The 24,603-nt window shown below is 69.6% G+C and carries 22 protein-coding genes and 1 pseudogene; 13 read left to right on the top strand and 10 right to left on the bottom strand.

Features of this window, described 5'->3' with window-relative positions; genetic code table 11:
• On the top strand, nt 1-492 hold the full coding sequence (locus AWC24_RS18395; protein WP_085087640.1) for a gamma-glutamylcyclotransferase family protein: 492 nt from the start codon (nt 1-3) through the stop codon (nt 490-492).
• On the opposite strand, the gene AWC24_RS18400 is transcribed toward AWC24_RS18395, so the two are convergent.
• On the bottom strand, nt 489-1,676 hold the full coding sequence (locus AWC24_RS18400) for an amidohydrolase (protein WP_085087647.1): 1,188 nt from the start codon (nt 1,674-1,676) through the stop codon (nt 489-491). The two genes, AWC24_RS18395 and AWC24_RS18400, sit on opposite strands and share 4 nt — an antisense overlap.
• Nucleotides 1,677-1,719: 43 nt before the next feature.
• Here AWC24_RS18400 and AWC24_RS18405 point away from each other — a divergent pair, with 43 nt between their 5' ends.
• Nucleotides 1,720-2,508: a purine-nucleoside phosphorylase gene (locus AWC24_RS18405; RefSeq protein WP_085087660.1), complete on the top strand. Its 789-nt coding sequence runs from the start codon at nt 1,720-1,722 to the stop codon at nt 2,506-2,508.
• Nucleotides 2,509-2,527: 19 nt separating this feature from the next.
• Here AWC24_RS18405 and AWC24_RS18410 read toward each other — a convergent pair whose 3' ends face one another.
• Nucleotides 2,528-4,006, bottom strand: a complete 1,479-nt coding sequence (locus tag AWC24_RS18410) for an ArnT family glycosyltransferase (protein WP_234807428.1) — start codon at nt 4,004-4,006, stop codon at nt 2,528-2,530.
• Nucleotides 4,007-4,134: 128 nt separating this feature from the next.
• On the opposite strand from AWC24_RS18410, the gene AWC24_RS18415 reads away from it, so the two are divergent.
• Nucleotides 4,135-5,754, top strand: a complete 1,620-nt coding sequence (locus AWC24_RS18415) for a phospho-sugar mutase (protein ID WP_085087663.1) — start codon at nt 4,135-4,137, stop codon at nt 5,752-5,754.
• Between the two features lies 1 nt (nt 5,755).
• Here the strand turns inward: AWC24_RS18415 and upp are convergent, their stop codons facing one another.
• The 4 genes from upp to AWC24_RS18435 all read right to left on the bottom strand — a co-directional run bounded on the left by upp (nt 5,756) and on the right by AWC24_RS18435 (nt 10,876).
• Nucleotides 5,756-6,379, bottom strand: a complete 624-nt coding sequence (upp, locus tag AWC24_RS18420; protein ID WP_085087668.1) for a uracil phosphoribosyltransferase — start codon at nt 6,377-6,379, stop codon at nt 5,756-5,758.
• Nucleotides 6,380-6,397: 18 nt separating this feature from the next.
• Nucleotides 6,398-7,774, bottom strand: a complete 1,377-nt coding sequence (locus AWC24_RS18425) for a PE-PPE domain-containing protein (RefSeq protein ID WP_085087671.1) — start codon at nt 7,772-7,774, stop codon at nt 6,398-6,400.
• A 4-nt stretch (nt 7,775-7,778) separates the two neighbouring features.
• Nucleotides 7,779-9,194: a PE-PPE domain-containing protein gene (locus tag AWC24_RS18430; RefSeq protein ID WP_234807429.1), complete on the bottom strand. Its 1,416-nt coding sequence runs from the start codon at nt 9,192-9,194 to the stop codon at nt 7,779-7,781.
• 194 nt (nt 9,195-9,388) lie between these two features.
• On the bottom strand, nt 9,389-10,876 hold the full coding sequence (locus AWC24_RS18435) for a PE-PPE domain-containing protein (protein ID WP_163705304.1): 1,488 nt from the start codon (nt 10,874-10,876) through the stop codon (nt 9,389-9,391).
• A 217-nt stretch (nt 10,877-11,093) separates the two neighbouring features.
• Between AWC24_RS18435 and satS the strand changes: the two genes are divergently transcribed.
• Nucleotides 11,094-12,374, top strand: coding sequence for a protein export chaperone SatS (gene satS, locus AWC24_RS18440; RefSeq protein WP_085087673.1), 1,281 nt, complete (start codon nt 11,094-11,096; stop codon nt 12,372-12,374).
• Nucleotides 12,375-12,693: 319 nt separating this feature from the next.
• Entirely contained in the window at nt 12,694-13,200 is a 507-nt protein-coding gene (locus AWC24_RS22705) for an LGFP repeat-containing protein (RefSeq protein WP_234807430.1), read from the top strand.
• Nucleotides 13,201-13,270: 70 nt separating this feature from the next.
• Here the strand turns inward: AWC24_RS22705 and AWC24_RS18450 are convergent, their stop codons facing one another.
• The 3 genes from AWC24_RS18450 to AWC24_RS18460 are packed head-to-tail and all read right to left on the bottom strand — an operon-like array spanning nt 13,271 to nt 16,049.
• Entirely contained in the window at nt 13,271-14,359 is a 1,089-nt protein-coding gene (locus AWC24_RS18450) for an adenosine deaminase (protein WP_085087684.1), read from the bottom strand.
• On the bottom strand, nt 14,356-15,660 hold the full coding sequence (locus AWC24_RS18455) for a thymidine phosphorylase (RefSeq protein ID WP_109560559.1): 1,305 nt from the start codon (nt 15,658-15,660) through the stop codon (nt 14,356-14,358). The genes AWC24_RS18450 and AWC24_RS18455 overlap by 4 nt, the downstream gene beginning before the upstream one ends.
• A complete protein-coding gene (locus AWC24_RS18460) occupies nt 15,657-16,049 on the bottom strand; it encodes a cytidine deaminase (protein ID WP_163705402.1) in 393 nt (130 codons plus the stop codon). Before AWC24_RS18460 ends, AWC24_RS18455 begins: the two co-directional genes overlap by 4 nt.
• 223 nt (nt 16,050-16,272) lie before the next feature.
• On the opposite strand from AWC24_RS18460, the gene sdhC reads away from it, so the two are divergent.
• The 6 genes and pseudogenes from sdhC to AWC24_RS18490 form a co-directional block, all read left to right on the top strand.
• Nucleotides 16,273-16,704: a succinate dehydrogenase, cytochrome b556 subunit gene (sdhC, locus tag AWC24_RS18465; RefSeq protein ID WP_085087693.1), complete on the top strand. Its 432-nt coding sequence runs from the start codon at nt 16,273-16,275 to the stop codon at nt 16,702-16,704.
• Nucleotides 16,701-17,168 carry a succinate dehydrogenase hydrophobic membrane anchor subunit gene (locus AWC24_RS18470; protein ID WP_085087696.1) on the top strand — a complete coding sequence of 156 codons (468 nt, stop codon included), beginning with the start codon at nt 16,701-16,703 and terminating at the stop codon, nt 17,166-17,168. The genes sdhC and AWC24_RS18470 overlap by 4 nt, the downstream gene beginning before the upstream one ends.
• Nucleotides 17,169-17,199: 31 nt before the next feature.
• Nucleotides 17,200-18,954 carry a succinate dehydrogenase flavoprotein subunit gene (gene sdhA, locus AWC24_RS18475; protein WP_085087699.1) on the top strand — a complete coding sequence of 585 codons (1,755 nt, stop codon included), beginning with the start codon at nt 17,200-17,202 and terminating at the stop codon, nt 18,952-18,954.
• 77 nt (nt 18,955-19,031) lie between these two features.
• Nucleotides 19,032-19,823: a succinate dehydrogenase iron-sulfur subunit gene (locus AWC24_RS18480; protein WP_085087702.1), complete on the top strand. Its 792-nt coding sequence runs from the start codon at nt 19,032-19,034 to the stop codon at nt 19,821-19,823.
• A gap of 22 nt (nt 19,824-19,845) precedes the next feature.
• Nucleotides 19,846-20,637: a phosphatidylethanolamine N-methyltransferase family domain-containing protein gene (locus tag AWC24_RS18485; RefSeq protein WP_085087705.1), complete on the top strand. Its 792-nt coding sequence runs from the start codon at nt 19,846-19,848 to the stop codon at nt 20,635-20,637.
• A 33-nt stretch (nt 20,638-20,670) separates the two neighbouring features.
• Nucleotides 20,671-21,261, top strand: a pseudogene (locus AWC24_RS18490) (carboxymuconolactone decarboxylase family protein); the annotation flags it as partial.
• A 42-nt stretch (nt 21,262-21,303) separates the two neighbouring features.
• Here the strand turns inward: AWC24_RS18490 and sigJ are convergent.
• Nucleotides 21,304-22,221 carry a sigma-70 family RNA polymerase sigma factor gene (gene sigJ / locus AWC24_RS18495; protein WP_085087709.1) on the bottom strand — a complete coding sequence of 306 codons (918 nt, stop codon included), beginning with the start codon at nt 22,219-22,221 and terminating at the stop codon, nt 21,304-21,306.
• 76 nt (nt 22,222-22,297) lie between these two features.
• Between sigJ and AWC24_RS18500 the strand changes: the two genes are divergently transcribed.
• Nucleotides 22,298-23,290 carry an SMP-30/gluconolactonase/LRE family protein gene (locus AWC24_RS18500; RefSeq protein WP_085087711.1) on the top strand — a complete coding sequence of 331 codons (993 nt, stop codon included), beginning with the start codon at nt 22,298-22,300 and terminating at the stop codon, nt 23,288-23,290.
• 68 nt (nt 23,291-23,358) lie between these two features.
• Nucleotides 23,359-24,579 (top strand): D-alanyl-D-alanine carboxypeptidase family protein, encoded by a 1,221-nt coding sequence (locus tag AWC24_RS18505; RefSeq protein ID WP_085087713.1) that lies wholly within the window; start codon nt 23,359-23,361, stop codon nt 24,577-24,579.
• Nucleotides 24,580-24,603: the final 24 nt, after the last annotated feature.

Consider the following 24,603-nt stretch of genomic DNA (forward strand, 5'->3'; position numbering starts at 1 on the left):
GTGCCGCTCTACGCCGCCTACGGGTCGAACATGCATCCCGAACAGATGCTGCAGCGGGCACCGCACTCCCCGATGACCGGTACCGGGTGGATACACGGCTGGCGGCTGACGTTCGCCGGCGAGGACATCGGCTGGGAGGGTGCCCTGGCGACCGTGGTCGAGGATCCGGGATCAAGCGTGTTCGTCGTCCTCTATGACGTGACCCACGAGGACGAGCAGAACCTGGACCGCTGGGAGGGCTCGGACTTCGGCATCCACAAGAAGATCCGCTGCCGGGTGGACCGGGTGGACGGCATCACGTCGGACCCGGTGGACAGCAAGCCGGAACCGATGCTGGCGTGGCTGTACGTGGTGGACGCCTGGGAGGGCGGGCTGCCGTCGGCGCGCTACCTCGGCGTGGTGGCCGAAGCCGCCCAGATCGCCGGCGCACCAGAGGAATACGTGCGCAATCTGCAGACCCGCCCGGCCCGCAACATCGGCCCCGGGTCTTAGAGCAGGGCGGCCTGGTCGACGATGCCGGCCATCACCTGCACGCCGATGCCCAGCGCCCGCTCGTCGAGGTCGAACGTCGGCTGATGCAGATCCAATTGCGGCCCGCTGCCCGGCCACACCCCGAGGCGGGCCATCGCGCCGGGAACCTGCTCCAGATACCAGGAGAAGTCCTCGCCGCCGCCGGACTGCCGGGTTTCGGCCAGCACGTACGGCCCGACCGACTCGATCGCGCGGGTGAGCATCCGCGTCGACACCGCCTCGTTGACCACCGGCGGCACCCCGCGGTGGTAGTACAGCGTGTGCTGAATGTTCAACGGCGCCAACAGGTCCGCCACCGCGTCCTCGACGATGCCCTGCATCGCCACCCAGGTGTCGCGGCTCGCGGTGCGCACCGTGCCGGCCAGCCGTCCGGCCTGCGGGATCGCATTGGCGGCCGCCCCGGAGTTGACCGCCCCCCACACCATCACGGTGCTGTTGCGCGGGTCGATGCGCCGGGACAGCACGGCGGGCAGACCGGTGATCAGCGTGCCCAGCCCGTAGACCAGATCGGCGGTCAGGTGCGGCCGCGAGGTGTGCCCGCCGGGGCCCGCAACGGTGATCTCGATGGTGTCGGCCGCCGAGGTGATCGGCCCCGGCACGGTGGCCACCCGGCCGACCTGCAGCCGCGGGTCGCAGTGCAGCGCGAAGATCCGGCTCACCCCGGTGAGCACCCCGGCGGCGATCGCATCGATCGCTCCGCCGGGCATCAGTTCCTCGGCGGCCTGGAACACCAGCCGCACCCCGACCGGCAGCTCCGGCGCCAGGACGGGATCAGCCAGCGCCAGCGCGGCGCCCAGCAGGATCGCGGTGTGCGCGTCGTGGCCGCAGGCGTGCGTCACCCCCGGCACCAGCGAGGAGTACGGCGCCCCGGTCTGCTCGGTCATCGGCAGGGCGTCGATGTCGGCGCGCAACGCGATACGCGGCCCGTCCTCCGGGCCGAAATCGCAGACCAGCCCGGTTCCGCTCGGCAGCACCTTGGGGTTGAGGCCCGCGCCGGCCAGGCGTTCGGCGATGAACTGGGTGGTGGCGAACTCCTGCCGGCTCAGCTCCGGATGGCGGTGCAGATGCCGCCGCCAGGCCACCAGTTCGTCGGCATTGACCGCCAACCACGCCTCGGCGGCCTGCGACGCGGGAGCTGAGGACATTCAGGCAGTATCCCACCGCAGTACGCGACTAAACTCACGGGCTGTGACGGTTCCGCTCGCAACCCAGGCGGCGGCGGTCGTGGCCCGCCGGACCGGCGTCGACTCGCACGACGTGGCGATCGTGCTCGGTTCGGGGTGGGCGCCGGCGGTGGCGGCTCTGGGCACACCCACCGCGGCACTGCCGATGGCCGACCTGCCCGGGTTCAGCGCGCCGACCGCGGCCGGCCACCTCGGCGAACTGGTGTCGATCCCGATCGGCACCCACCAGGTGCTGGTGCTGGTCGGGCGGATCCACGCCTACGAGGGCCACCCGCTGGCCGATGTGGTGCGGCCGGTGCGCACGGCGGTGGCGGCCGGGGCGAACACCGTGGTGCTGACCAACGCCGCCGGCGGCCTGCGCGAACAGTTCGAGGTGGGCCAGCCGGTGCTGATCAGCGACCATCTCAATATGACCGGGCGGTCACCGCTGGAGGGCGCGCACTTCGTCGACATGGTCGACGCCTACACCCCGGCGCTGCGCGCCCTGGCCCGCCAGGTGGATCCGACGCTGGCCGAGGGCGTCTACGCCGGGATGGCCGGCCCGCAGTACGAGACGCCGGCGGAGATCCGGATGCTGCGCGCCCTGGGCGCCGACCTGGTGGGGATGTCGACGGTGCACGAGGCCATCGCGGCGCGGGCGGCCGGCGCGCAGGTGCTGGGCCTGTCGCTGGTGACGAACCTGGCGGCCGGGATCACCGGCGAGCCGCTCAGCCACGCCGAGGTGCTGGCCGCGGGACGCCAATCGGCGGCCCGGATGGGCACACTGCTCGCCGACGTCATCTCCCGGCTCTGACCCGCCCGGCCGGGCCGGCTCAGTAGCCGACGCCGGAGCTGTGCCGCATCCGCGGCCACATCGTCTCCCAGCTGCCCCGCGCACCCTGGCACAGGTAGATCTTCGCGGCGCTCTCGCCGTTGCGCACCCCGCCGGGGAACCTGATCGACCGCAGATAGCTGACCTGCGACCAGTACTGGCGCAGCTTCAGCATCGGGAACCGTCCGACGCACAGCACGGTATCGGCGCTGCCGGTGGGCGGGCCCCAGTGGGCGAAACTGCCGTCGCCGCTGACCACCTGCCGGTTGATGCCGGCGTCGGGCCCCAGGATCGTCAGCGCCGAGGCCTCACCGTAATTGCTGGTGAAGATCGGCACCTCGGGGGGCAGCGACGACGCCGCGGCCGCCACCTGGGTGACGAGCTGCGGCCAGCCATAGGTCTCCAACGGAATCGGGTTGACCTTGCGTATCGTCTGGGCGGCCGACGGCGGCAGCACCGGCAGGCAGAACATCGCCGATCCCACGAACAGCGCCACCAACGCCACCGCCCAGCCGCGCGGCGGCCGGTCGGGGTTTCGGGTCTCGATGCGGATCGCGCCGGCGGCGAACAGCGCGGCCAGCGCCGGCCCCGCGTAGTAGGCACGGCCGCCGCTGATGACGCAGAGCACCACCGCCACCACCGGCACCGCCAGGATCCAGCGGTACTCCCGGCCGGCCGGGGAGGCCAGCCAGCCGCCCCCGATCACCCACAACAGCACCAGCAGCGGGCCGGCGTACAACAGCAGGAGCAGCGGCACCTGGGCCAGGGCTCCCGCCGGGCCGCCCATCCGGACCGACATCGCCTGGGCGAACGCCAGGCTCGGCCAGCCGTGTTGCGCGTTCCAGATCAGGTTCGGGGCGGCCAGCACCGCGGCTACGGCGGCGGCCAGCCACGGCCCCGCAGTACGCAAGGCCTCGCGCCGGAACAGCGCCAGGCCCACCGCGATGCCGACGAGCAGCAATGCAACGGTCTGTTTGGTCTCCAGCCCGACGCCGGCGACCAGACCGGCCGGCAGCCAGGCCGGCACCGTGCCGACTCGCAGCGCGCGTGTCACCAGCAGCAGCACCGCGATCCAGATCAGCTGATCGACCACGGTGGTCCCGAAGAACATGGCGGCGCCCATGAACAGCGGACTGGCTGCCACGGCGGCCGCGGTGATCAGCTGCGCGTTACGTCGCCCGCCGAACTCCGCGGCGAGCAGCGCCGCCAGCACGATGCAGCCCAGGTGGATCGCGATGGCCAGCAATCGCAGGCCCGCCAGTCCGCCGAGCGCGGCCACCCGCGCCAGCAGCGGCACCAGCGGCGGGTGGTCGACGTACCCCCACGCCAGGTGTCGGCCGCAGACCACGTAATAGAACTCGTCGGGATGCCAGCCGTATCGCATCGCCACCGCGCCGTGCACGGCCGCGGCGACCGCCACCACGATGGCGATCGGCAACACGCTCGAGCGGTCCGCCGGCAGCGCTGTCGAACGGTCCACCGAAAGCGCTGTCGACCGGTTCAACGGCCCTCCAATCCAGGTTTTGGATATCCGAAATGGAGGATCGTATCAAGTGATTGACATACGTCCATCGGAAGGGGTTCGTGCGATCGACCACAATCGAGGCTGTGACCCCCGACGAGTGGATCGCCCACGACCCCGACCCGGTGACCGCCGCCGAGGTGGCCGGCTGGGACGCCGCGGAGACCGCCGCCCGGTTCGCGGCGCCGCTGCGGTTCGGCACCGCCGGCCTGCGCGGGCCGGTGCGCGGCGGCCCGGACGCGATGAACCTGGCCGTGGTGCTGCGCGCCAGTTGGGCCGTGGCCACGGTGCTGCGGGCGCACCGGCACGCCGGTTCGACGGTGGTGGTCGGTCGCGACGCCCGCCACGGCTCGGAGACGTTCGCGGCCGCGACCGCCGAGGTGCTTGCCGCCGCCGGGTTTTCGGTGCTGCGACTATCCGATCCGCTGCCGACTCCGGTGGTGGCGTTCGCGGTGCGCCAGACCGGCGCGGCGGCCGGCATCCAGATCACCGCATCGCACAACCCGGCCGCCGACAACGGTTACAAGGTGTACTTCGACGGCGGCATGCAGATCGTGACGCCCGTCGACGCCGAGATCGAGGCCGCGATGGCCGCCGCTCCCCCGGCCGATGCGATCCGCCGGCGGCCGGTTCCGCCCGCCGGCGACGAGCTGGTGACCCGCTACGTCGGGCGGGCCGCCACGGTGCGGCGCCACCGCGGCCCGGTCCGGGTGGCGCTGACCCCGCTGCACGGGGTGGGCGGCGCGCTCGCCGTCGAGGTGCTGCGCGCCGCGGGATTCACCGACATCCACCGCGTGGCCGGCCAGTTCGATCCGGATCCGGACTTCCCCACCGTCGCCTTCCCGAACCCCGAGGAGCCGGGCGCCACCGACGAGCTGTTGGAGCTGGCCGCCGACGTCGACGCGGACATCGCGATCGCACTGGATCCCGACGCCGACCGGTGCGCCGTCGGCATCCCGGGACCGGCCGGCTGGCGGATGCTGAGCGGCAATGAAACCGGTTGGCTGCTCGGCGATTACCTGCTCTCACGGCTGCCTGCGGAACGGGTGTCCGATGCGGTGGTGGCCAGCACCGTGGTGTCGTCACGGATGCTGGCGCGCATCGCCGAACAGCACGGGGCTCGCCATGTGGAGACGCTGACCGGGTTCAAGTGGCTGGCCCGCGCCGACCGGCCCCCCGCCGCCCTGCCCGGCGCCACCCTGGTCTACGCCTACGAGGAGGCGATCGGCTACTGCGTCGACCCGGATGCGGTGCGCGACAAGGACGGCATCACCGCCGCGGTGCTGGCCTGCGACCTGGTGGCGGCGCTGTCCGATCGGGGCGAGTCGGTCACCGGGGCGCTGGACGAGCTGGCCCGCCGCTACGGCGTGCACGTCACCGAGGCGGTGTCACGCCGAGTCGCCGACGTCGCCGAGGCGACCGCGGTGATGACCCGGCTGCGCGCCGAGCCGCCCGCGGTGCTGGCCGGAATCGCCGTGACCGCAACCGATCTGATGCATCGCAGTGGGCCGGTCACCGATGCGCTGGAGTTCACCGGGGCGCGCGAGGGCACCTCGGTGCGGGTGGTGGTGCGGCCGTCGGGCACCGAGCCCAAGCTCAAGTGCTACCTGGAAGTGACCCGGCCGCCGTCGGACGAGGTGGCCGCCGAGCGCGCCGAGGCAGCGCGGCTGTGCGCGGCGGTCGCCGCGGAGGTCCGCGCCTGGTGACTCAGCGCGGCCCGAACTGGCGGTCGCCGGCATCCCCCAGGCCCGGGACGATGTAGGCGTTCTGGTTCAGCCCGTCGTCGATCGCGGCGGTGAACAGCCGCACGTCGACGGCGGTGTTCTTCAGCGCCGCAACGCCTTCCGGTGCGGCCACCACGCACAGCACGGTGATATCGGTGGCACCGCGCTCGGCCAGCAGTCCCAGGGTGTGGGCCATCGAGCCGCCGGTGGCCAGCATCGGGTCCAAAACCATGACACCGCGGGTGCTCAGATCGGCCGGCAGCGATGCCAGGTACGGCGCCGGCCGGTGGGTGGCCTCGTCGCGCACCACACCGACGAACCCGACCTCGGCTTCCGGGATCAGCGCGTGCGCGGCGTCGACCATGCCCAGCCCGGCGCGCAGCACCGGCACCAGCAGCGGCGGGCAGGCCAGCCGCGCGCCGAGGGTGTCGGCTAGCGGGGTGCGCACGGCGATCTGTTCGCAGGGCGTCTCGCGGGTGGCCTCGTAGACCAGCATCCAGGTCAGGTCGCGCAGCGCCGCCCGGAAGCCGGCACTGTCGGTGCGCTCGTCGCGCAGCGAACGCAACCGGACGGCGGCCAGCGGGTGGTCGACGACGCGGACATGCACGGGCTCAAACCCTACGGGTCATGCGCCGAGGAGGTTGAGGATCTCGAAGACCACCGCGCCCACGTCCAGCAGCGGCTCCAGGGACAGCAGCGGTTCGCCGTTGAACACCGCGTCCGGGCCGAGCCAGTCGGCGACGTCGAGGTCCACCGCCAGCTGCTGCCAGGCGTCCAGCAGCGCGGCGTCCACCTCGTTGGTGAGCCGGTAGCCGGTCAGCAGGGCCTCGACCAGCGAGTCCGGCAGCGGATCGTGCCCGGCGAAGCCCAGCAGGCTGTTGACCGGGTCGACGACGCTGCGCACCGCGGCGTACTGCAGGCCGGCCAGCAGCTGCAGCGGGTCCATCCGCAGCAGGAACCCGGCGACGCCGGAGCCCTCGGCCAGCTGGCCCCCGGCGGTGACCGCCCACGGCCCCACGGCGTCGGTTCCGTTGACGCCGACGAACGGGTTCCCCGGGTTGCCGTAGCCCCAGTCGATGACCAGTTTCAGCATCGGCGCCAGTGCGTCGCCGATGACCTTGCCGACGTCGCCCAGCTGGTAGATCGGCCACAGCAGCGGCAACTGCTGGGGAATCAGGTAGAAGTCGGTGTCACCGATGGCGCCCAGCTCGATGGTGTCGGAGAGGTTGTCGAACTCCAGGTAGGCGAAATGCACTGTCGCCGTGCCGATCAGCGCATTGAGCATGGCCAGCAGGTTGGCCGGGTCCTGCGGGAAGTTGGCCAGGCCGTCGTATTCGCCGGTGTAGCTGACGATGTCGAAGCCACTGGTCGGGGTGGGCCCGATGCTCAGCGGGATGCCCAGGAACGGCAGGTGCACCGGCTGGTCGCCCAACAGCGGATAGGCCGGGAAGCGGGTCAGCACCCCGCCGAGCGGGCTGTTGGGGTTGCCGATCAGCACGAAGTCCAGGTTGTCTGCGTCATAACTGCCGCCGGGCGGGTCGGCGAGCAGGTTGATCATCTCCTGGGTGGAGATGGTGGCGCTCTGCGAGTAGCCGAACACCGTGACGTGATCGCCGGCCTGTAGTTGCGGTACGACCGCCTCGTGCAGGATGTCGACGCCGCGGGCCACCGACTCGGCGAAGGTCAGGTAGGGGTTCGGCGGCGGCAGGCACACCAGCGGGCAGAACTGCTCGGGAGTGACCAGGCCCTCGAACCGGTAGCCGGGGAAGGTCGGCTGCCCGGGAAACCACGGCGTGACGGGTTGCAGGAACCGGTCCAGCACCGCCTCCAGATAGCCGCCGACCGTGGGGTCGGGGATGCTGGTCGGCCCCATGATCCAGCCCTCGTCGGCCAACAGCACCGCGTCGGATCGGTGTTGCGGACCGGCCCCGTCCGGCGTGCCGGCCGCGGCCACCGACGCCGCCGCGAGCAGTGCTGCCCCCAGCATACGCCGGTGTCGCATCGGGTCAGGCGTCGAGGTAGTTGATGATGCTGAAGCCCACCCCGAGCAGATCCAGCAGCGGCTGCGCGGAGATCAGCGGCGCACCGTTGAAGATCGCGTCCGGTCCCAGCACGTCGAGCAGGTTCCATTCGGTGGCCAGGTCCTGCCACCCGTTGAGCAGCAGCTGGTCCAGCTCGAGGGTGAGGTTGTAGCCGCCCAGCAGGGTGTCGACGACCGACTGCGACAGCGGGTCCTGGCCGGCGAAGTCCAGCAGGTTGTTGATGGTGTTGGTCAGGCTCTGCACCCCGGCGTACTGCATGCCGGCCAGCATCTGCAGCGGGTCCATCCGCAGCAGGAACCCGGCGACGCCGGTGTCCTCCGAGAGCTGACCGGTCGCGGTGACCGCCCAGGCGCCGGCCGCCCCGATCGGGTCGACGCCGTCGACGGTGATGCCGGCATCCGGGGCGCCCGGGTTGCCGTAGCCCCAGTCGATGACCAGCTTGAGCAACGGCGATATCGCGTCACCGACCAGCTTGCCGAAGTCGCCGAGCCCGTAGAGCGGTCCCAGGATCGGCAACTCGGCGGTGGGAAGCATGTAGAAGTCGTTCCCGCCGATCGAGCCGAGGTCGATCGCGTTGCCGAGGTTGTCGTTGAAGTAGGCGGTGTGCACCGCCGGGATGCCCATCAGCGCATTGATCACGGCCAGCAGGTTGGTGACGTCCTGCGGGAAGTCGGACCAGCCGTCGTATTCGGTGCTGTAGATGCTGGCCGCGAAGTCGGTCGGGCCCGCGCCGATACCCAGCGGGATGCCCAGGAACGGGATGTGCTGCATGTTCCCGTCGAAGCCGTCGGCGAAGGCCAGCCGGCTCAGGATGCCGCCGATCGGGCTGTTCGGGTCACCGAGCAGCACGAAGTTGAGGTTGTCCGGGTCGTAGGAACCGCCCGGTGCATCGGCGAGCAGCTTCTGCATCGCCAGGGTGGCGACCACGGCGCTCTGCGAGAGGCCGAACACCGTGACGCTGTCGCCGGCCTCGAGCTGCGGGCGGATCGCCGCGTCCAGGTTGGCGGCGCCCTCCGCCAGCGATGCCGCGAAGTCCAGCTGTGGGACGGGCAACGGCTGGCAGACGATCGGGCAGAACTGCTCGGGGGTGACCAGGCCCTCGAAGCTGTAGTCGGGGAAGACCGTCTGCCCGGCGAACCACGGGGTCGTCGGCTGCAGGTAGAAGTCCCGCACCACGTCCATGTAGTTGCCGATGGTCGGGTCGGACTGGCCGGTGCCGGTCATGATCCAGCCCTCGCCGGCCAGCAGCACGATCTCGGCGATCGCCTTCTCCAGCCGCGATGCCAGCGTCGGCGTCAGCAGCGACGACAAGCCGAGCAGCACGGCGCACAGCGCCGCCAGCGCCGTCGCACCCAACCGGTGCAGTCGTGTAGCCGTCATTCGGGCCTCCCGGGTCGTCGCGTCACGCCATCAGTCGCAGTGGGACCCCGCCTGACGACTTCACATGGATCTATAAGGCGGAATTCAGCATAGAGCCTATAAAGAAAGCACGCGTTGTCAACTCCACATCGATGGCCGGTTCGTTCACCGACGTGGACGGACGTACCGGTGCGCCACCCGGCGTCTTCTCGCCATTAGGCCCCGAAGAAGTTGAAGAGGTCGAAACCCAGGCCGACCAGGCCCAGCAGCCCGTCGCCGGGAATGCCGACCCCGCTGAGCATCGCGTCGGGGCCCAACACGTCGGTCAGGTCCAGCGAGTCCGCCAGGCTGCTCCACCCGTCGAGCACGAATTTGTCGATCGAGTTGACCAGGTCATAACCGGTGATGACCTGCAGGAAATCGGTGATGCCGGTGATGGTGGTGATATCCGAGGCGCTCAGCACGCCGCCGTTGGCCGCGGCGGCAACGTCCGCCCACGGCCCGACCAGGCTTTGGATCAGCGCGTTCTGGGTTCCGGCCAGCATCTGCAGCGGGTCCATTTTCATGAACAGCCCCGCCAGGCCGGAACCGTCGTAGAACTCGCCGGTCGGGGTCATCGCCCACGGACCCCCGGCCACCCCGAACACCTGCTGATACGGGCTGCCGTTGATGAACTCGCCGCCGGCGATCTGGTACATCCCGTTGACGTCCGGGTTGCCGGCATTGCCGTAGCCCCAGTTGATGAACAGCCTCGCCCACGGGGAGAAGAAATCGCCGAAGAACTGGCCCGCGGTCCCGCCGTTGAACATGAACTGCAGGATCGGCAGGTTCTGCGGGATCATGTAGAAGTCGGCTTCGCCGATGGTGCCGACGCTGACCGCACTGGCCAACTGCTCGGCACTGTAGAGCGGGTAATACGGGTGCACGGTCAGGATGCCGATCAGGGCGTTGATCACGGCCAGCAGGTTGGTCGGGTCCTGCGGGAAGTTCGCCCAGCCGTCGTACTCGCCGGTGTAGATGTCCGACGAGATGTGTTCGGTGGGGGTGGCGTCCAGGCTCAGCGGGATGTTCACAAACGGCATGTGCTGGCCGTCGTGGAATTGGGAGGGGAACTGGAAGCGGTCCAGGATGCCGCCGGCCGAGTTGTTGGGGTCGCCGATCAGGACGAAGTGGAGATTGCCCAGCTGATCCATGCTCGGGTAGCCGTCCGACCCGGCGTTGGCGATCAGGTGGTTCATCTCAATGGTGCTGATGGCGGCGCTCTGGGAGTACCCGAACACCGTGACGTTGTCGCCGGCCAGCAGCTGCGGCAGGATCGACTGATGCAGCGCGGCGACACCGGCGTCCAGCGAGTCGCCGAAGTTGAGCGGCGGCTGATCCGGCAGGCACACGAACGGGCAGAACTGCTCGGGGGTGGTCAGTCCGACGAAGTTGTAGCCGGGAAAGCTCGGCTGGCCGTCGAAGTGCGGTGAGGCCGGTTGCAGGTAGCCGGCCAGGATCTGGCTGAAGTAGGAGCCGACGGTCGGGTCGGGCACGCCGGTGCCGCTCATGATCCAGCCTTCGTCGGCGAGCAGCCGCAGCCGGGCGGTGAGCTGATCCACACCGGAGCCGACACCGGCGAGCGTGGGCGTGCCGGCCACCATGACGGCGCACAGCACCGCCGACACCGCTGCCCCCAGCGGACGTAATCGAATAGTCGTCATCGCGGCTTCCCCGACCCGGGTAATACGCGTTGCCCCACGCATCCCCGGCCAAGTGAACCTAACTAAAAGATGAGGGCGACGCCATTGTTAACACAATAAATTCAGGATTCTTTATCGGCGATGGTGGGCCGTGCCAATCCGTCCGTCAATCCGGGTGCTGATCCCGGCACTAATCCCGGTTCGGGGGGCCGCGGGGCACCTCGCTACTCTGTGCGCCATGGCAGCTGACCTCGTACCGATCCGTCTTGCGGTGACCGCCGGTAACCGCTACACGCTGTGGGCGCCGCGCTGGCGCGACGCCGGTGACGAGTGGGAGGCGTTCCTCGGCAAGGACGAAGCCCTCTACGTCTTCGCCACCGCGGCCGACCTGGTGGCGTTCGTGCGGACCAACACCGACAACGACCTGACTGACCATCCCGCCTGGCAGCAGCTCGTCGAGGCCAACGCGCACAAGCTCAACCCGCCGCGCAGCCGCCAGTACGACCTGATCGCCGTCGAGGAACTGCTGGCCGACAAGCCCACCAAGCAGTCCGTGCGCTCGGTGGCCGACGCGCTGGAGATCGTCTCCTCCATCGGGACGGTCTGCGACCTGACCGCGGTGACGAAATTCTTCAACGGCAACCCCAGCCTGGGCACGCTGGCCGGCGGCGTCGACAACTTCACCGGCCGGGCCGGTCGCAAGCGATGGAACCAGATCGCCGACATCATCGGCCGCAGCTGGAGCAACGTGTTGGCGGCGGTCGAAGAGATCATCAGCACCCCCGACGTCGACGCCGCCGCGTCGTCGCGGGCGGCCGACGAACTGGCCGAAGAACCCCCGGTCGAGGTGGTCGAGACCGTCCCGGAGACCGAGGCGGCAGCGACCGCCGACGCCGGGGCCGACGGGGCCGCCGAAGCCGCCGGGGCGGCCGGCGAGCGCGCCCGCGGCGACCGGGTGGTGCTCGGCGGCGACGCCGACTTCTGGGCCAAGGTGGGCATCGACCCGATCCGGATCATGACCGACAACGGAACGTTCTTCACGTTGCGCTGCTACCTCGGCGAGGAGCCGGTGTTCCTCGGCCGCAACGGCCGGATCAGCGTGTTCAACTCCGAGCGCGCCCTGGCCCGCTACCTGGCCGACGAGCACGATCACGACCTGTCGGATCTGAGCACCTACGACGACATCCGCACCGCCGCCACCGACGGCTCGCTGGCAATCGACATCACCGACGACAACGTCTACGTGCTGTCCGGCATGGTCGACGACCTGACCGACGGGCCCGACGCCGTGGACCGCGAGCAGCTCGAACTGGCCGTAGAGTTCCTGCAGGACGTGGGCAGCTACGCCGAGGACGGCGTCGTCGCCGACACCCTCAAACCGGACCGTGCGCTGGGCCGGATGGTCGACTACGTGCTCGATCGGGAATCGGTGGCCGCACCGCAGCGTCCGTACGCTCCGGCGGTCAAGGAATGGGAGCAACTCGAGCAGTTCGTGCAGTCTCGGCTGCGCAGCGAGTAACGCGCGAACGCAGCCCTCTCCCCCCACACTGCAGCCCCCGCACCACAGCGGCATCCCCGCGGCTTCGGCCGTGTTCGTCGGCGGTGCGGGTATAGGCGGTGCGGGTATACCAGCGAGTATCGCGGGAATTCAGCGACAATTGCCACAGCCATTTGCCCGATTTCATTGCCCGGTGGTCGTATCCCCGATAACATCTGGCCGGATAACCTCTGGCCGGGCCGTGTGGGTTTGCGGGGCCCTTCCAAATTCGAAAGGACTACACATGCGCAAGGCAACACAACGAGCCGCAGCTGTATCCGCCGCAGTTTTGGGGCTCGCTTTGATCGGCACGGGTTGCAGCAGCACCAAGGAGAAGACCAGCGAGGCGCTGAGTTCGGCCAGCTCGGTCGCATCCTCGGCGAGCTCGGTGATCTCGTCGGCGGTCACCACCCCCGCCGAGGAGAGCGACGCCGCCAGCTCCACCGAGATGACCGGTGCGGACGGCAAGGAGTACACCGTCGCCGGCCCCATCCTGGCCAAGCTGGACTCGCTGGACGCCGCTGCCAAGCAGAGCCTCGGCGAACCGACGGGCGCCGAGCAGAAGAACCCCGACGGCGGCATCTACCAGCAGTTCGACGGCGGCGTGATCGTTCACACCACCCGGTCGTACGTGGTGTGGGGCAAGATCCGCGACAAGTGGAACGAGCTGGGCGGTTCGCAGGGCAAGCTCGGTTACCCGACCAGCGATGAGACCACCAACGCTGACGGCACCAAGCAGACCACCTTCGAGCACGGCGTCATCTCCTGGAAGGACGGCGACCCGGAGGCCACTGTCACCGAGCACTGATCTCGTTGGAGAAGGCCGGGCAATCGCAATCGCGGTTGTCCGGCTTTCGCCTTTCGGCGACCCGGCCGATTCAGCCGACCAGCACCGCGAATCGCGGCTTGATCACTTCCTCGATGATTGCCACCCGCTGGTCGAACGGGATGAACGCCGATTTCATCGCATTCACCATGAACCGCTGCAGATCGGTCCAGCCGTAGCCGAACGTCTCGGCGAGCACCGCCATCTCCTTGCTCATGGTGGTGTCGCTCATCAGCCGGTTGTCGGTGTTCACCGTCACCCGCAGCCGGGCGCGGGCCAGCAGGTCGAACGGATGCTCGGCGATACTGCCGACCGCACCGGTCTGCACGTTCGAGCTCGGGCACAATTCCAGCGGGATCCGCTTGTCCCGCAGGATCGCCGCCAGTCGGCCCAGCCGCACCTGCCCGTCATCATCGACGGTGATGTCGTCGGTGATCCGCACCCCGTGCCCGAGCCGGTCGGCGCCGCAGAACGCGATCGCCTCGTGGATGGACGGCAGCCCGAATGCCTCGCCGGCGTGAATGGTGAAGCGCGCGTTATGGTCCCGCATGTACTCGAACGCGTCCAGGTGCCGGCTCGGCGGGTGGCCGGCCTCGGCGCCGGCGATGTCGAACCCGACCACACCCTTGTCGCGGAACCGGATCGCCAGCTCGGCGATCTCCCGGGACAGCGCCGCGTGCCGCATCGCGGTGACCAGGCAGCGCACCGTGATGTCCCGGCCGGCGGCCGCGGCCCGGCGCTCCCCGTCGGCGAATCCGGCCAGTACCGCATCGGTCACCGCGTCGAACGACAGACCGCCCTCGATGTGCAGTTCGGGCGCGAACCGCACCTCGGCGTAGACCACCGCGTCGGCGGCCAGATCCTCGACGCATTCGGCGGCGACCCGGAACAGCGCGTCGGCGGTCTGCATCACCGCCACGGTGTGGCTGAACGGCTCCAGGTACCGCTCCAGCGACCCGCTGTGCGAGCGGGTGCGAAACCAGGTGGCCAGCTCCTCGGTGTCGGTGGCGGGCAGCCCGTCGTAGCCGACCTGTCCGGCGACGTCGACGACGGTGGCCGGGCGCAGCCCGCCGTCCAGGTGGTCGTGCAGCAGCGCCTTGGGCGCCTGCCGGATCGTCTCCAGGGTCAACGGTGTGGTCACGGGACGGCTCCGATGATCCGTGGGCGCGGGACGGGCGCGGCGTCCGGGCCGCTCAGGATCCGGTAGCCGCCGTCGAGTTCGGCGTGCGCCGGCCCGAACCGCTCGGGAGCGTCGGTGTAGAGCGTGAACAGCGCCTCACCGGCGCGGACCGGCTCCCCGGGCCGACGGTGGATGCGCACGCCGGCGCCAGCCTGCACACGTTCACCCGGACGGGAGCGTCCCGCTCCCAGCCGCCATGCCGTCATACCCACCGCCATCGCGTCGATTTCCCCCATTGTGCCGTCCCGGGACGCGGTGACGGTCTCCGAGCATGCCGCCACCGGCAGCCCCACGCTCAGATCACCGCCCTGGGCTGCGATCATCGCGGCAAAGGCGTCCATCGCGGTGCCGTCGGTCAACGTGGCCGCGGGGTCGCGGTCGCTGATCGCGGCCAACTCGAGCATCTCGGCGGCCAGTGCCACCGTCAGCGCCACCACGTCCTCGGGCCCGCCGCCGGCCAGCACGTCGAGTGCCTCGGCGACCTCCAGGGCGTTGCCGACGGTCGACCCGAGCGGGGTGTTCATGTCGGTGAGCAGGGCGCGGGTCGGCACGCCGTGGGCCGCACCCAGCTCGATCATCAGCTCGGCGAGCTGTCGGGCCGGACCGGCGGATTTCATGAAGGCGCCCGAGCCGACCTTGACATCAAGGATCAGGGCACCCGCTCCCTCGGCCAGCTTCTTGCTCATCACCGAGCTGGCGATCAGCGGCAGCGACTCCACGGTGGCGGTGATGTCGCGCAGCGCGTACAGCTTGGCGTCGGCGGGTGCCAGGGCGCCGGCGGCGAAGATCGCCGCCCCGACATCGGCGAGCTGCTCTCGCAGCCGGGCCGTCGGCAGCACCGGGTCGAACCCCGCGATCGATTCCAGCTTGTCCAGCGTGCCGCCGGTGTGGCCCAGGCCGCGGCCGGAGGCCTGCGGCACCGCGGCGCCGCAGGCGGCGACCACCGCCACCAGCGGCAACGTGATCTTGTCGCCCACCCCGCCGGTGGAGTGCTTGTCGACGGTGGGCACCCGGCGCCCGTCGCGCCGCAGGTCACCGAAGTCCATCCGCTCCCCGGAGGCGATCATCGCCGCGGTCCAGCGCGCAGTCTCGTGTGCATCCATGCCACGCAGGAAGATCGCCATCAGCAGCGCCGCCATCTGCTCTTCGGCCAGCCGTCCGCGGGTGTAGGAGTCGATCAGCCAGTCGATCGCGGCGTCGCTCAGCCGGTGACCGTCGCGCTTGGTGGCGATCAGCGTCGGGGCGTCAAAGGAGCGGTTCAGCCCCATGCGTCGGGTCCGAAGGCGTCGGGCAGCAGTTCCGCGAGCCGCCGGGCGCCGGCGGGATGGTCGACGAGCAGCTCGGGCCCGCCGTGTTCGAGCAGCACCTGGCGGCATCGTCCGCACGGCATCAGAAGGTTGCCGGCGGCGTCGGTGCACGACAGCGCCACCAGCCGTCCGCCCCCGCCGGTGCACAGCCCGGTGACCACCGCACACTCGGCACACAGGCTCAGGCCATATGAGACATTCTCCACATTGCAGCCGGTGAACAAGCGTCCGTCGGCGGTAACGGCCGCCGCGCCGACCCGCAGCCCCGAATACGGCGCATAGGCGTTCGCGGCCACCGAAATTGCATTGCGCCGCAACATTTCCCAGTCGACTGTGTCCGACATCTCAGCTGCGCCCATATCGTTTCGACTGCATCGCGCCACCTTGTCCGTCCACCTCGGTTTGTCGAACGTCACCCTAACTTCGACCGTTCCTACCCGTCGGTAACTTCAACGTGGTCGTTTCCACCCTGTGGATGGGTTTAGAGTCCAAGCCGAGGTTTATTGACAGCGATGGCGTTGTGTAGCTGCCGCAAGCATGGCGGCTACAGATATTTGGAGGCGCTAGATGACGGCGACACCCGCCGATACGGCGAGACCCGGGACGTCGGCGGCCCCCCGGCGTCCCCGACGGCAGAGTCTGTACAAGGGCGACCCCGGAATGTGGGCGTTCGCGCTGCACCGGATCACCGGTGCGACCATCTTCTTCTTCCTGTTCGTCCACGTGCTCGACACCGCCCTGGTCCGGGTCAGCCCGCAGGCCTACACCGAGGTCATCGCGACCTACAAGACCCCGCTCGTCGGGCTGATGGAGCTGGGCCTGGTCGCCGCGGTGCTGTTCCACGGCCTCAACGGCGTCCGGCTGATCCTGATCGACTTCTGGTGGCAGGGCTGCCGCTGGCAGCGCCAGATGCTGGTGGCGGTCGGCGCGATCTGGCTGGTGGTGATGGTGCCGGTCGTGGTCCGGATCGGCATGCACATGGCGGAGCGCTTCTTATGAGCACACCTGACCTGCAACTCGGACGCGGCGCGCTGGCTCCGGTGCGCGGCCCGGACCGGGACCGTCCCGCCAGCCTGGGCGACCCGCGCGCGCCGTTCCGGCACAAGGGGATGGCCAACTTCGAGAAGTACACCTGGCTGTTCATGCGGTTCTCCGGCGCCGTGCTGATCTTCCTGGTGCTCGGGCACCTGTTCATCATGCTGATGTGGGACGACGGGGTGTACCGGATCGACTTCAACTTCGTGGCCGAGCGATGGCGTTCGCCGTTCTGGCAGATCTGGGACCTGAGCCTGCTGTGGCTGGCTCAACTGCACGGCGGCAACGGCATGCGCACGATCATCGGCGACTACACCCGCAGCGGCCGCAGCCGGTTCTGGCTGCTGAGCCTGCTGGCGGTGTCGATGGTCTTCACGCTCGCGCTGGGCAGCTACGTGCTGCTGAGCTTCGACCCGAACATTTCTTGACGGCAATCGGTAGCGAACGGGTGATATCGCGGTGATTCAGGAACATCGATACGACGTGGTGATCGTCGGTGCCGGCGGCGCCGGGATGCGCGCGGCGGTGGAGGCCGCGCCCCGCGCTCGGACTGCAGTACTGACCAAGCTCTACCCCACGCGCAGTCACACCGGCGCCGCGCAGGGCGGCATGTGCGCCGCGCTGGCCAACGTCGAGGACGACAACTGGGAGTGGCACGCCTTCGACACCGTCAAGGGCGGCGACTACCTGGCCGACCAGGACGCCGTGGAGATCATGGCCAAGGAGGCCATCGACGCGGTGCTGGACCTGGAGAACATGGGTATGCCGTTCTCCCGCACCCCCGAGGGCCGCATCGACCAGCGCCGGTTCGGCGGGCACACCCGCGACCACGGCAAGGCCCCGGTGCGCCGCTCCTGCTACGCCGCCGACCGCACCGGCCACATGATCCTGCAGACGCTGTACCAGAACTGCGTCAAGCACAACGTGGAGTTCTTCAACGAGTTCTACGTGCTGGACCTGACGCTCACCGACACCCCGTCGGGTCCGGTGGCCACCGGCGTGGTCGCCTACGAACTGGCCACCGGCGCAATTCACGTCTTCCACGCCAAGGCGATCGTGCTGGCCACCGGCGGTTCGGGCCGGATGTACAAGACCACCTCCAACGCCCACACCCTGACCGGCGACGGCATGGGCGTCGTCTTCCGCAAGGGCCTGCCGCTGGAGGACATGGAGTTCCACCAGTTCCACCCGACGGGCCTGGCCGGGCTGGGCATCCTCATCTCGGAGGCGGTGCGCGGTGAGGGCGGCCGGCTGCTCAACGCCGACGGTGAGCGGTTCATGGAGCGCTACGCCCCCACCATCGTCGACCTGGCCCCGCGCGACATCGTGGCCCGCTCGATGGTGCTCGAGGTGCTCGAGGGCCGCGGCGCCGGGCCGAACAAGGACTACGTCTACATCGACGTGCGCCACCTGGGCGAGGACGTACTCGAGGAGAAGCTGCCCGACATCACCGAGTTCGCCCGCACCTACCTGGGCGTGGACCCGGTCAAGGAACTGGTGCCGGTCTACCCCACCTGCCACTACGTGATGGGCGGCATCCCCACCACCGTGACCGGGCAGGTGCTGCGCGACAACACCGCGGTGGTGCCGGGGCTCTACGCCGCCGGCGAGTGTGCCTGCGTGTCGGTGCACGGCGCCAACCGGTTGGGCACCAACTCGCTGCTGGACATCAACGTGTTCGGCCGCCGCGCCGGTATCGCCGCCGCCGAGTACGCCAACACCCACGAGTTCACCGAGCTGCCGGAGAACCCGGCCGACATGGTGGTCAACTGGGTCGCCGACATCCTCTCCGAGCACGGCAACGAGCGCGTCGCCGACATCCGCGGTGCGCTGCAGCAGTCGATGGACAACAACGCCGCGGTGTTCCGCACCGAGAAGACCCTCAAGCAGGCGCTGTCCGACATCCACGCGCTGAAGGAGCGCTACGCCCGGATCACCGTGCACGACAAGGGCAAACGCTTCAACTCCGACCTGCTGGAGGCCATCGAGCTGGGCTTCCTGCTGGAGCTGGCCGAGGTCACCGTGGTCGGTGCGCTGAATCGGCGGGAATCCCGCGGCGGGCACGCCCGGGAGGACTACCCCAACCGCGACGACGTCAACTTCATGCGCCACACCATGGCCTACAAGGACGGCCCGGATCTGATCGCCGACATCCGGTTGGACTACAAGCCGGTGGTGCAGACCCGCTACGAACCGAAGGAACGGAAGTACTGATGTCCTCTTCAGCTGACTCCGGCTGCTGCTCATCAGATTCAGGCTGCTGCTCGCCGGGTCCGGCGAGCGCGGCACCGGTGGCGCTGGTCGACGGCCCGCCGGCCGGTGACCCGCCGCTGCCCCCGGTCCCCGAGGGCGCCCGGATGGTCACGCTCAAGATCGCCCGGTACAACCCGGAGGACCCCGACCAGTACGCCGCCACCGACGGCTGGCAGAGCTTCCGGGTGCCGGCGCTGCCCACCGACCGGCTGCTGAACCTGCTGATCTACGTCAAGAGCTACCTGGACGGCACCCTGACCTTCCGGCGTTCCTGCGCGCACGGGGTGTGCGGCTCCGACGGCGTGCGGGTCAACGGCAACAACAAGCTGGCCTGCAAGATGCTGATGCGCGACATCCTGCCGAAGAAGGCCAGCAAGGAGCTGACGCTGACCATCGAGCCGATGCGCGGGCTGCCGGTGGAAAAAGACCTCGTGGTCAACATGGAACCGTTCATGGACGCCTACAAGGCGATCAAGCCCTACCTGATCACCTCGGGCAACCCGCCCACCCGGGAATGGATCCAGAGCCAGCACGACCGGCACCGCTACGACGACACCACCAAGTGCATCCTGTGCGGCATCTGCACCACCAGCTGCCCGGTGTACTGGAGTGAGGGGTCCTACTTCGGCCCGGCGGCGATCGTCAACGCCCACCGGTTCATCTTCGACTCGCGTGACGAGGGCGCCGCCGAGCGCCTCGACATCCTCAACGAGGTCGACGGGGTGTGGCGCTGCCGCACCACGTTCAACTGCACCGACGCCTGCCCGCGCGGCATCGAGATCACCAAGGCGATCCAGGAGGTCAAGCGGGCGCTGATGTTCGCCCGCTGACCCGGCGTGATACACCACTGAGATGCACTGGTACACCGGCAACAGCGGCTATGACACCGTCCTGACCTTCGCGTTCGGTTTCGCCGCGTTCGTGATCATCGGCGGCTTCTTCGGCCAGAGCTCCTACGGCCGGTTCTCCTCGGCCAAGCTCGGGTTCAACCTGAACCCGAAGTTCGGCTGGTGGCTGATGGAGATCCCGGCGACGGTGGTGTTCTTGGTCGCCTACCTCAGCGGCCCGGCCCGGTTCGAGCCGACGTCGCTGGTGCTGGCCGGGATCTGGGCGCTGCACTACGCCAACCGCGGCTGGTTCTTTCCGCTGGCGATCCGTCAGGTGCCCGGCAAGCGCAGCACGTTCAACATCTCGGTGGTGGTGATGGGGATGCTGGTCACGACCATGCACGGCTACCTCAACGGGGCACTGTTCAGCCACGACTACCTGGCGCAGTACGGCCGTTCCTGGCTGACCGACCCGCGTTTCGTGGTGGGCCTGGTGGTCTACCTGTGCGGGTTCGCGCTGCTGGTCAGCTCCGAGTCGATCGTGCGCAACCTGCGCGACAAGAACAACCCGGGTGCCGCTGAGTACCGGATTCCGTTCGGGGGCGGCTTCCGGTTCGTCACCAGCCCGGCCTACCTGGGCGAGATCATCGCCTGGACCGGTTTCGCGATCCTGACCTGGGCGCTGCCCGGCGTGGTGATCCTGCTGATCACCGCCGGCAACCTGATCCCGCGCGCGTTGCAAACCCACCGGTGGTACCGGGAGAAGTTCGCCGACTACCCCACCGACCGCAAGGCGCTGGTGCCGTTTCTGCTCTGACTGGCCGGCTCGTCACAAAACGTCGGGCTGTCTCGTCTCAGGGATATGACTACTCAACCACGTATCGAACCGCTGTCCCCCAAGAAGACCGGCGTGCTGACCCGCGCCATGTACCGCTACGCCAAACGCCGCTTCGGCGAGGTCCCCGAGCCCTTCACCGTCATCGCGCATCACCCGCGGCTGTTGGTCGCCGCCGCCGCGCACGAAGGATTGCTGCAGTCCGCGTCCCGCAAGCTGCCCGCCGAAGTGCGCGACCTGGCGGTGTTCTGGACCGCCCGCACCATCGGCTGCTCATGGTGCGTGGACTTCGGCTCCATGCTGCAACGTCTGGAAGGCATGGACATCGAACGGCTGAAGACCATCGATGACTATGCGACCTCGCCGCGGTTCACCGACGACGAGCGGGCCGCCATCGCCTACGCCGACGCCGTCACCACCGACCCGCACTTGGTCACCGACGCTCAGGTCGCCGATCTGCGAGCGCGATTCGGCGACGACGGCGTCATCGAACTGACCTATCAGATCGGGGTCGAGAACATGCGGGCCCGGATGTATTCGGCGCTGGGCATCACCGAGCAGGGCTTCAGCTCCGGCGACGCCTGCCGGGTGCCGTGGGCCCAGTGACGCCGCCAGACTGTCGTTAGCGTGCAGAAGTGCGAGTGGGCCTCACGGTAACTCCAGCCTCGCGGTACCACGCAGCGGAGTAGCGGTGAACTTGTCCGGGTTGGCGATGTCCCAGACCGCGTAGACCAAGCCGTCGCGCACCGTCATCGCGGTGATCCGCGGCAGCAGCTCGGCGAACCCCTCGGCAGCGGGAGCCCCGGGCGTGTAGGCGCCGAGTTCGCCGTTGACCAGCGCCAACTGGTTCGCGGTCGTCAGGGTCGGCCCGTACCGGCGCGCCAGGCCGAACAGGAACCGCGCCACCTTCTCCGGGCCGTGGATGGTCCGCACCGCGGTCGGCGCCCGCCGGTTGGCGTCGCCGGTGAACGTCACGTCGGGGTGCAACAGCGCGACCACCGCATCCAGATTACCGGCGGCCATCGCGGCCATCAACGTCCCGACCGTCTCCGCGTGCCGCGGATCGGGTTCCGGCGGCGGGTCGGCGGCAACGGCGCGCCGGGCCCGCGACGCCAGCTGCCGGGCGGCGGCCGCGCTGGTGTGCAGCACCTCGGCGACCTCGGCGAACGGCACCGCGAAGCCGTCGTGCAGCACGAACGCCACCCGCTGATCCGGCGTCAGCCGCTCCAGCACCACCATCGCGGCGAACCGGGCGTCCTCGCCGGCCACCACCGCCGACAACGGCTCGGCCTGGTCCATGCCGGTCACCACCGGCTCCGGAAGCCAATCGCCGACATAGGTTTCGCGGCGCCGCGGCGCCGAGCGCAGCCGGTCCAGGCCGAGCCGGCTCACCACCGTCGTCAACCATGCCCGCAGGTCGGCGATCTCGTCACGCTCGGCGGCATCGAAACGCAGCCAGGCGTCCTGCACGATGTCCTCGGCGTCGGCGAACATCCCGGTGAGCCGGTAGGCCACCGCCAGCAGGTGCGGCCGCAACGCCTCGAAATCCTCGACCGCCGCCGTCATCGCCCCAGCCTAAGCGCGGATCGGATTCTGGCCGGTTAAGCCGATGTAACCGCCCCGCCCGCGACACAATGCAGCAATGGCCAAGCCTCGCATCTCCCCGGTCCGCTGGCGGCCGCCGCCGTCGCGGCCGCTGCCCCCGCCAGATCCGACGCCGCCACTGCAGGTCGTCGAGATCCCCGGCACCGCCGCCGAAGACGTCGTCGTCGACGCCGACGGCGCCATCTGGACCGGCCTCGAGGACGGCCGCATCATCGCGGTCGGTCCGGGCGCCGCCCCGCCGCGGGTGATGACCGACACCGGGGGGCGCCCGCTCGGGCTGGCCTTCACCCGCGATCACCGGCTGCTGATCTGCGACAGCCATCGTGGCCTGCTGCGCTTCGACCCGAAAACCGGGCACCTGGAGACACTGGTCAGTCATGTGGCGGGCCGGCCGCTGACGTTCTGCTCGAATGCGGTCGAAGCATCCGACGGCACCATCTACTTCACCGAGTCCACCGACCGGTTCCGCTACGAGTACTACAAGGCTTCGGTGATCGAGGCCCGCGCCAGTGGCTCACTGCTGCGGCGCACCCCGGACGGTGCGACGACGGTGCTGGCGTCGGGCCTGCACTTCGCCAATGGGGTGACGCTGACCGCCGACGAATCGGCGGTGGTGTTCGCCGAGAGCACCGGGTGCCGGTTGTCCAAGTACTGGCTGACCGGGCCGCGGGCCGGTTCGATCACCGGGCTGGTGAGCGAGTTGCCCGGTCATCCGGACAACATCTCCACCGGGCGTGACGGCCGGATCTGGGTGGCGATGGTCTCGGATCGCAACCCGCTGTCGGAGTGGCTCTCCCCGCGCGCGCCGGTGCTGCGCACCCTGCTGTGGCGGTTGCTGCCGTATCGCTGGCTGCCGGATACCAAGTCCGGGGCGTGGGTGATCGGCTTCGACGCCGACGACGGCCGGGTGCTCAGCCAGTTCCGCAGCACCGATCCGGCGTTCGGGCTGGCCACCGGCGTGGTCGAGGCCGGGGATCGGCTGTGGCTGGGCCGAATCAACGGCCCGGGCCTGGCGTATTTTCAGTTGTAACTTGCGCAACATCAGTCACAGCGTGGCTCCGCCGGTTCGCGGTGCGATTCGCTTACCCTGCACACACGATGACTTTTGTGCGCTCGGTATCAGCCCTGGTGACGGTAGGTTTTCTCGCCGCCGCCACACCCCTGGCCGCCCCTGCAGCCGTGGCCGACCCCACTCCGGGGCTCAACGCGGGAGCCGTCGGCTGCCCGTACCAGGTGAGCACCCCGCCGGCGGTGGACGCCTCGGAGGTGCCGCTGGCCGGTGAGCCGCCACTGCCGCTGCCGGTGCCGGCCACCACGGTCGGCGGCGACGCGCTGGCCGGCTGCGGGATCATCGCCGCGCCCGGCACCCCGCCGGTGCCCGACGAGGTGTCCGCCGAGTCGTGGCTGGTGGCCGACATGGACAGCGGGGCGGTGATCGCCGCCCGCGACCCGCACGGCCGGCACCGGCCCGCCAGCGTGATCAAGGTACTGACCGCGATGGCGGCGCTCAACGAGCTGGACCTGGGCAAGGTCGTCCCCGGCACCCAGGAGGACGCCAACTCCGAAGGCACCCGCGTCGGCGTCGGCCCCGGCGGCGACTTCACCGTCAACCAGTTGCTGCACGGCCTGCTGATGGGGTCGGGCAACGACGCCGCGCACGCCCTGGCCACCGAACTCGGCGGCATGGACACCGCGCTGCACAAGATCAACTCACTGGCGGCCCGGCTGGGCGGCCGCGACACCCGCGCCGCCACCCCGTCCGGGCTGGACGGGCCGGGCATGAGCACCTCGGCCTACGACGTCGCGCTGTTCTACCGCTACGCCTGGAACAACCCGGTGTTCACCGACATCGTCGCAACGCGGAGCTTCGCGTTCCCCGGCTACGGCGACGTGCCCGGCTACACCCTGGAGAACGACAACCAGCTGCTCTACAACTACCCGGGCGCCCTCGGCGGCAAGACCGGCTACACCGACGACGCCGGGCAGACGTTCGTCGGCGCGGCCACCCGCGACGGCCGCCGGCTGGTGGCGGTGCTGCTGCGCGGCACCCGGCAGCCGATCCCGCCGTGGCAGCAGGCCGCGCAGCTGCTCGACTACGGCTTCGCCACCCCGGTCGGGACCCGGATCGGCACCCTGATCGAACCCGACCCGTCGCTGGTCACCCGAGCCCCCGCCGGCGCGCCGAGCCCGCAGGCCATGGCGCTGATGCCGGCCGACGACTCGGTGCCGGTGCGCGTCGGGGTCAGCATCTTCGGCACGATCATCGTGTTCGCGCTCATCCTGGGCGCACGCGCGGTCAACCGCCGCCCGCAATACTGACCCGATCCCCTACGGTGAGCCAGG

The organism is Mycolicibacter senuensis (assembly GCF_002101885.1).
Taxonomy (GTDB): domain Bacteria; phylum Actinomycetota; class Actinomycetes; order Mycobacteriales; family Mycobacteriaceae; genus Mycobacterium; species Mycobacterium senuense.

What these genes read in the sequence shown, in the direction of transcription:
- AWC24_RS18500 (WP_085087711.1), top strand. Translation starts at nt 22,298, where the DNA reads ATGGCCAAGCCTCGCATCTCCCCGGTCCGCTGGCGGCCGCCGCCGTCG.
- AWC24_RS18470 (WP_085087696.1), top strand. Translation starts at nt 16,701, where the DNA reads ATGAGCACACCTGACCTGCAACTCGGACGCGGCGCGCTGGCTCCGGTG.
- AWC24_RS18425 (WP_085087671.1), bottom strand. Translation starts at nt 7,774, where the DNA reads ATGCGACACCGGCGTATGCTGGGGGCAGCACTGCTCGCGGCGGCGTCG.
- AWC24_RS18435 (WP_163705304.1), bottom strand. Translation starts at nt 10,876, where the DNA reads ATGACGACTATTCGATTACGTCCGCTGGGGGCAGCGGTGTCGGCGGTG.
- AWC24_RS18460 (WP_163705402.1), bottom strand. Translation starts at nt 16,049, where the DNA reads ATGTCGGACACAGTCGACTGGGAAATGTTGCGGCGCAATGCAATTTCG.
- sdhC (WP_085087693.1), top strand. Translation starts at nt 16,273, where the DNA reads ATGACGGCGACACCCGCCGATACGGCGAGACCCGGGACGTCGGCGGCC.
- sigJ (WP_085087709.1), bottom strand. Translation starts at nt 22,221, where the DNA reads ATGACGGCGGCGGTCGAGGATTTCGAGGCGTTGCGGCCGCACCTGCTG.
- AWC24_RS18430 (WP_234807429.1), bottom strand. Translation starts at nt 9,194, where the DNA reads ATGACGGCTACACGACTGCACCGGTTGGGTGCGACGGCGCTGGCGGCG.
- satS (WP_085087673.1), top strand. Translation starts at nt 11,094, where the DNA reads ATGGCAGCTGACCTCGTACCGATCCGTCTTGCGGTGACCGCCGGTAAC.
- AWC24_RS18485 (WP_085087705.1), top strand. Translation starts at nt 19,846, where the DNA reads ATGCACTGGTACACCGGCAACAGCGGCTATGACACCGTCCTGACCTTC.
- AWC24_RS18505 (WP_085087713.1), top strand. Translation starts at nt 23,359, where the DNA reads ATGACTTTTGTGCGCTCGGTATCAGCCCTGGTGACGGTAGGTTTTCTC.
- AWC24_RS18400 (WP_085087647.1), bottom strand. Translation starts at nt 1,676, where the DNA reads ATGTCCTCAGCTCCCGCGTCGCAGGCCGCCGAGGCGTGGTTGGCGGTC.